Consider the following 3,182-nt stretch of genomic DNA (forward strand, 5'->3'; position numbering starts at 1 on the left):
CTCTTCGTTCCAGACTCTGCGCTTTTGTTCGGCCAGTTGAACCGTCAGCGCAGGCAAGGATACCCTGATTAAAATAATGAATTCATACACTGCCCTCACCCAAAACGGATGATGAAATCCTACAGCCGTATACAGGACAACCGTCCTCAGCAAAAAATATGCAATCAGCGTCTGAGGAAAAAACGATAACGGCTCTGACAGGCTTTTTATCCATTTGAAACCCCGGTCAGGTATCCGAAAAAGCATATAACTAAAGAAAACTGAAAGCAGCAGCCTGAAAAGCGCGACGATCAACGTAATGCCAATCGAGAATTTCGCTCCTTCAATCACCGTGTGGAGGATATCATACCCATACATATCCGAGCCAAGCGGAAAGACATCGAACGGCTTAAAGGGCGGAGCTTTTTCCAAATTGCCGTTTTCATCATAAAAAAATTGCTTTTGCCGGATCTTCCCGTCATTTAAAACGGTATTCAAAATGCTTAGCGTCATCAAGATCACCAGGAATGACGACCCAAAAATAAACTTCTTCGTTTTTAATAATGTGGCCATCGTATTTACCTTCCCAATCTATCGGCGTAAATCTATTAATCTATAAAGGATGAAAAACGGTGTAAAAAATAATATACAGCTGAACACAAATAGCTCAATCGAAATGTGTTTGATATTGAACATCATCAAGCCATCCATATTGAAAATATACTCCACAATGACAAGCGTGGAGAGCATCATCCAGATAATTGTTTTTAGGTGTCCGAGCAAATCATGCTGAATGTTGCGGATGACGTGAACGTTGAGCAAGTAAAGAAACGATAGTCCCTTTGCTTTCGCAAAAGCGATATACTGCTTATCCAGTTCCTCAAAAATCTTCAGCACAATGACCTGGGTGAGAAACAAGAAAATCGGCAGGCTCATGGACAATAGCGGCAGCAGGAATGCCTGATTCTCGGACCCGAGCGAAACGGTTTGTACGAGTTTCACACCATACGCCTTATTAATCCAGATGAAGAACGATTGCAGCAGGAAAATCCCTACAATATCAGGTACAGTGCGGATGATTTCTATAAAACTTAAAACATAGTCTTTTTTATTTTTCAAGAAGAGAACGATGATGTAGGAAAGGATAAATGCAAAGATGACAGCAAAAAGGAAGGAAAGGCTTAATGTTTTTAAAGAGTAAAAATACCGGTCGATAATCGCCGGCAGCATTTCATGCTCGCCATCATAAGTCAGGCTGCTTAATGTGAAGATTTTAACCACGAGCTCCTTGATGCTGGTTATATAACCAGCAACATCAAGTTCCAGATCTTTTAATAGAATGGGCAGACTGCCAATTGAAATAAAGATAAAAACTCCAATTATGTATTGTACAACTACCTGCGCTATGCGCAACGTACCCTGTTTAACCATATTCCGAACCTCACAGCAAGAACTTAGTCCTTAAATTATATTTGAACTTTCATAAATTTTCTAGCAAATTAAGCCTCAGTGCTTTTTCTTCTGACAACGAGATGGTAAAAAAAGATCATCATGGTTTGGGATAACAGATAAATCGGAAACGACCAGTACATTCTGTAGCCCTTATCATAGTGGAAAAGGCCAACCTTGACTCCAATCCATTCCATAAGTACCGAAAATGAAGACCAAACCAGAATATATGGAATCGTTTTTTGGCCCCTGATGTTCCATTTTACATAAAAATAAACAAAGAAATACCCATAAGGACCGTACATGATATAGCTCAGGAAATCAATGAACTGATAAGATGAAGAGTCATTTACATCATAAAAGTCCCAAGGCTTGATACTGATTGTATGGTCGTAAAACAAGCCGATGTAGATGCCAAAGATATAATAACCGATTGCTTCTAATTTTGAAAAAATCTTAGGGACAAGCCAAATTGCCAGATTCATGACAAGAATGCTGGCAATCACAAACCATTCATTTTCATTAAATCCATGGTCATATACTTTCATTTTGGCGTTTCTCCCACATTTGAATGTATGAAATCAATTTCACGAGACCTAGAGCAGTCAGCAAAAAAAGAGTGTTCAGCAATGCCGTAAATCCAAAGTTCCAGCGTGTGTAAGTGATGATTCCAAAACGGACTGCCATGTAGTTCAATCCCAGCAAGGTGGCCAGACTGATACCAAACGTGGCCAATTTAGAGAACCAAAAATTACGGCGCATATAAAAATTGCAAAAAATAACGGTAACCATCGGGGTCAAAATTTCACGGCACAATAATAAACAAACGAACAGCCAGTCATCTTCCGTCAGTTTATATAACTTCCATTCCATCGACATGATTGTCAGACATTGACGCGTAATAATCGCAGTCACCATGAAGATGAGGGAGTTTTGCAGAAAGTTCAGCGGTTTCCTGATGTAATATGCGAAATGAAGCAACAGGATGGTTAATGATATATAAATTGCAAGAGCCATAATGACATCCTTTTTTGGTGGATTTAATGCCTTACCACTTATATGTGTCCAACTTGGCGGCAAACTATGCTTTGTCATGAATAGAAAAAAGCATACAGTCTTTTTCTGTATGCTCTACATAACCATTATTTAAAACAACTTATCCGAACAGCAGATGGATCCCCAGAGCTATACCGAATACAACCGCGATCGCCTGGTGGATTTTTTTAAACTTTAAATACTTTTTCCCCTTGCCCCACTTATTTAAAATAAGGCCAAAAGAGACAAGAATGGCAAATCCAATGAGAGTGGCGAGTCCGCTGTAAATGCTCTCCGCTTCTTCAGAGGTCTGCAGGAAAAAGTAGGACCCGTGGGCTAGTGCCGCAGAAAAGGCAACCCAGCCGATTATCATGTGATGCTCTTTCAACAGCTTGAATCCGAGCTGAACCCATTTTACATACGTGAATTTCCGTTTCTTGAGCTCGATAAATGCAAGCCTGATCACCCACAAAGCAAAAGCCGCAATCGCTGCAATTTCTGCCATTGTGCCGATTTTCTTGTAAAGCTCACTCATCAAGTCCGTTTCTCCAGTTATGAAGCCGAGAACGAACATGATGGCAAAGATTGTGATCAAGACTGTTCCGCCGATTTTTATAATTCTTGAAAATAATTTCTGATTCATCGTTACACCATCCAGATTAAATGTATGCACATATAATTCCCATTCAACAAAAAAAGCATGAGGCTCAACCCTTTGG

Annotated in this window: 4 protein-coding genes and 1 pseudogene; all 5 read right to left on the bottom strand. The window is 39.9% G+C overall.

The window, feature by feature from the left end; translation table 11 throughout:
• Nucleotides 1-552, bottom strand: a pseudogene (locus WB217_RS05370) (peptide ABC transporter permease); the annotation flags it as partial.
• An 18-nt stretch (nucleotides 553-570) separates the two neighbouring features.
• Nucleotides 571-1,410: an ABC transporter permease subunit gene (locus WB217_RS05375; protein ID WP_423991367.1), complete on the bottom strand. Its 840-nt coding sequence runs from the start codon at nucleotides 1,408-1,410 to the stop codon at nucleotides 571-573.
• Nucleotides 1,411-1,478: 68 nt separating this feature from the next.
• The gene (locus WB217_RS05380; RefSeq protein WP_423991369.1) at nucleotides 1,479-1,976 is read right to left on the bottom strand and encodes a hypothetical protein; all 498 of its coding nucleotides are present in this window, start codon (nucleotides 1,974-1,976) and stop codon (nucleotides 1,479-1,481) included.
• Entirely contained in the window at nucleotides 1,963-2,445 is a 483-nt protein-coding gene (locus WB217_RS05385; RefSeq protein ID WP_423991371.1) for a hypothetical protein, read from the bottom strand. Before WB217_RS05385 ends, WB217_RS05380 begins: the two co-directional genes overlap by 14 nt.
• A 139-nt stretch (nucleotides 2,446-2,584) precedes the next feature.
• Nucleotides 2,585-3,182: hypothetical protein (locus WB217_RS05390; protein WP_423991373.1), on the bottom strand; the 598-nt coding region annotated here is incomplete at its 5' end.

Origin of the sequence: Mesobacillus sp. (assembly GCF_049588175.1) — a bacterium.
GTDB lineage: Bacteria > Bacillota > Bacilli > Bacillales > Cytobacillaceae > Mesobacillus.

Excerpts from the sequence above, each read along its gene's own strand:
- WB217_RS05380 (WP_423991369.1), bottom strand. The coding sequence starts at position 1,976 with ATGAAAGTATATGACCATGGATTTAATGAAAATGAATGGTTTGTGATT.
- WB217_RS05375 (WP_423991367.1), bottom strand. The coding sequence starts at position 1,410 with ATGGTTAAACAGGGTACGTTGCGCATAGCGCAGGTAGTTGTACAATAC.
- WB217_RS05385 (WP_423991371.1), bottom strand. The coding sequence starts at position 2,445 with ATGGCTCTTGCAATTTATATATCATTAACCATCCTGTTGCTTCATTTC.